Genomic DNA, 3,905 nt, shown 5'->3' on the forward strand with positions numbered 1-3,905 from the left:
TCGCTTCTTACAAAGTCGTGGTAGCACTGGCCAAAGAGCTGGTCGCGGCCGACGCCGAGCAGCTCGCAATAGCGTTCGTTGGCAAAGACGTTGACCGTGTCGACGACCCGGTCGCCGTGCGCGCTCAATTGCGGTTTGCTGATCACCATCGGCAAAGGCAGATCCAGGAATTCATCAAAGACATGGAAGCTGCCCGGCTGCCCAAGCTTGCTCTGGCTGCGGCGGGTCGCCAGGTTGACGACCTCCCGGCTGTTCTTGGCCTCGTCGGCCTGGGCAAAGCCGGTAATCGGCTTTAATTTGCAGCTGAAGCCGTCAATTTCAGTTATTTTTTCCAGCTTGCCGGTCAGCTTGCCCACTTCAGCCTGCAGCTCTTCTTTGGCCAAAAGGTTGCTGATAATGACAAAGGAGGCATCGTGGATCCGGGCCAAAATGGCGCTCTTGCTGATCTGCTGACTGATCAGCTTGGCGCATTTTTCAATCAGCAGCTGGCTGAAGCGCTGGCCGTAGTGGAGCTTGAGGTTGCTGAAATTGCTGATTTCCAGCCAGCAGACCGTGTAGCTCTGCTTGTCATGCTTCCAGGCCGAGTCATACTGGGCCAATTCCGGCGCCAGGCTGGAGATGTCCAGGAAGTTGGCCAAGTAGTCCAGCCCCTTGGACTGCGTCTGCTGGTGGTTTGCAACCTTCTCCAGGTCCAAATCGTCAAAGTAGCCCACCAGGCCGACCACCTTGCCGTTTTCAAAAATCGGAAATTTGGAAGCGGTGATCTGGTGCAATGCTCCGGAAACGATCGCCGTCGTCTGGGCATTCAAAACCGGCTGCCCCTTCTGCAGGACTTCCAGTTCATTGTCCCTAAAAGGCTTGTTGTTCACGTGCCAGCCGATCTGGTCGTCGGTCTTGCCGATCAGTTCGCTTTGGCTCTTGAAGCCGTAAAAGTCCAGAAAGGCCTGGCTGACGCCGAGAAAGCGTCTTTGGGCATCCTTCCAGAAGAGCTTGAGATTGCTTTGCTTGATGACGGCCTGCCATACCTGGCTGTCCACGTCGCCGAAATCGTTGTCCAGACTCCGGTGCTGGTTTTTCATGATGTTTTTCAGCAGCCCCTCGCGCTGGTTCTCTTCAACCTGGGTGTCGATCTTGACCAGCAGGATGTATTTCTGGTTTTGATAGCGAATCACCGTATAGTCGGCCCAGGCATAGCTGCCGTCCTTGACCTGGGTGCGCAGGCTGGCGGTGAACCACTTGTTGTCCAGTGTTGCCAAGCGGTCCTGCATAGCCTGGTAATCCAGCAGGTTGCGCCACTTGGAAAGATCATCGTGCATGACGCATCTCAAGCCGTAGTCATAGCGGAAGCTTTGAATGCCGTGCACCTGCACTCCGGTCTTTTCACCAGGCAGGTCACTGGCGATCACGTTCCATCTGTCTTTGGCAAAATCCAGCTCATAGATCCGGTTATAGATCGGCAAAATATTCTTTAAGGATGAATTTAGGGCAAATTCCCGGTCTTCGATCTCGCCGATCGTGCCGTCGATCTTCATTTCCAATATGCATTCGTTGCGGCCTTCCGCCACCGGCAGCAGGGAGATCTGGAAGTAGCGGTTGCCGTAGACGGTCGTCCTGGTCGCCTTCTGGTGCTGGACGATCGCGTCTTCGGCCAGCCGCAGCAGCCAGTCTTTCTTGACGAAGCTTCTGGGTACCCCGGCCTCGTCCAGGACTTGGCTGAAGCGCCGGTTTTCAAAAAACAGCCGGCATTCTTTGCCGTTATAAATGCACAAGGCCAGCGGCTGCGCCGCCATCACGTCGATCAGCCCGGCCTGGCTGTAGACGCGGGCCTCCTCAGCACTTTCAAAAGGCAGCTTCTTGAAAGCCAGGCTGGCCTCCAGGTCCTTGATCGGCTGCGGCTTGCCGAAATAAAAGCCCTGGATTCGTTCACAGCCGATCCCCTTCAGAAATTCCACCTGTTCAGCAGTTTCCACCCCTTCAGTCAAGGTGTGGATCTTCAAGGACTTGGCCATGGCCACGGCCTTGGAGACGATCTTTTTGGACCGGTCGTCAAAATTGCGCATGAAGGCCATATCGATCTTGATTTCGTTAAAGTCGAAATCCTTTAAGTCATTCAAGGAAGAATAGCCGCTGCCGAAGTCATCCATCCAGACTTCGAAATCCAGCTGGTGCAGGCGGTTGATCGCGTCCACGATGTCGCGCTGGCTCTTCATCACGGCTGTTTCCGTAATCTCGATGCAGAGCAGTTTGTGGCTGAGGTGGTAGTGGTCCGCTACCTGGGTGATTTCTCTGACCGGGTCGATGACCGTGAAGTCAGAGCGGGAAATATTGATTGAAACCGGCACCACGTCCTGGCCCTTTTCAAAGCGGCTGGCCAGCATCTGGGCCACATAGTTCAGCACGAACAAGTCCAGCTTGTAAGACTGGTTGGCCCCTTCCAAAACCGGCACGAAGACCCCCGGGGAAATCATGCCGTACTGCGGGTCGATCCAGCGGCTCAGAGCCTCCAGATTGCAGACCTTGCCCGTCAGCGTCCGCACAACAGGCTGAAAGTAGACCTGGATCCAGCCTTTTTCCAAGGCTTCATCGATGTGGCCGAGAATGTATTCCTGCAGCCGGTGTCTTTCATCGAGCTTTTCGTCATAGTAGACGATTCCGGACTTGTAGGGGTCCTCCAGGGATTCACAGGCTACTCTGGCCTGGTTGCAGGCGCTGTCGAAATCCCCCTTCACCAGGTCCAGGTTGGCAACGCTGATGCGGATTTCTCTTCTGCTTCTGATCCGCTCAACCAGCTCCTTTAACCGGTCTTCCAGGCCGTATTCCTGGCTGTAGGCGTAAAAGCGGTCCTCCCCTGACCGGGTGCAGGCCTGGTCGCCGAAGCTTTCTTTGATGCAGTCGGCCACAAAGCGCAAAAGCGCGTCCCCCTGCTTGAAACCATACTGGTTGTTGTAATCCTTCATCCCGACCAGGTCAAAGGAAATCAAAGAAACGTGCTTGCCGGCCTTTACCAGGGATTCTGTCCGGCTCTGGCCCACTTCTTGAAAAGAACGCAGGTCCAGCAGCCCTGTCAGCAGGTCGCGGTTGATGTTGATCGGGCTGACGTAGCACAAACGCAGGTCACTTCCCGCATCTTGCGCCCGGCAGACTTCCAGATTGAGCAAGTGCTCTCTGCCCCGCGGATCCTTAACAGACGCGTGTTCAATGAGGGCGTGGTCAGTCGCAACAGGTTCACTGAGAAATGAAAACAGACTTTGGCTGACAAAATCCGTCAGTTCCGCCTGGTCAGCGCAGGAAAAAAGCTCCAACAGCTGTTGGTTCGCGTATGCGACGGCAGGCTTGCCGTCCTTGATTTTCAGAGCCATGAAGGGCTCACGGATATAAGCAAAAGACTCTCTCATGGACTTAGACAAATTATCTTTTTCAATCATTTTACCAGCTTCCATCCAAACCATTAAGGCAATCGATTGTTTTAACAAGTAAATTATACTAAAAAACAAATTGTTTTTTGACTGAAAAGCATAATAAATTTGTAATTTTCAAACAAAAAACTGCCCTCTTGTTGAGAGCAGTTTCAGTTTATCAGGACAATTTGGCGAACTGGCTGTGGTAGAGCTTGCTGTAAAAGCCGTCTTTGGCCAGCAGGTCAGCATGCCGGCCCCGTTCGATGATTTTCCCGTCCTTCATGACCAGGATCAAGTCGGCATTGACGACGGTCGACAGCCGGTGGGCCACCACAAAGCTGGTCCTTCCCTGCATCAGTTTGTCAAAAGCCTGCTGGATCAGCATTTCGGTCCGAGTATCGATCGAGCTGGTCGCTTCATCCAGGATCAGCATCGGCGGATCCAGCAGCATTACCCGGGTAATGCAGAGCAGCTGCTTTTGCCCGGCGCTGAGGCTGTCAGCCGACA

The 3,905-nt window shown here is 54.1% G+C and carries 2 protein-coding genes; both read right to left on the reverse strand.

Annotated features, from left to right (window positions below):
- Positions 1 to 3,425: EAL domain-containing protein (locus lacNas_RS06395; protein WP_244661430.1), on the reverse strand; the 3,425-nt coding region annotated here is incomplete at its 3' end.
- Between the two features lie 151 nt (positions 3,426 to 3,576).
- The coding region (locus tag lacNas_RS06400) for an ATP-binding cassette domain-containing protein (RefSeq protein ID WP_201346702.1) at positions 3,577 to 3,905 on the reverse strand (329 nt) is incomplete at its 5' end.

It is taken from the genome of Lactobacillus nasalidis (assembly GCF_016587775.1).
In the GTDB taxonomy this organism is placed as follows: Bacteria; Bacillota; Bacilli; order Lactobacillales; family Lactobacillaceae; genus Lactobacillus; species Lactobacillus nasalidis.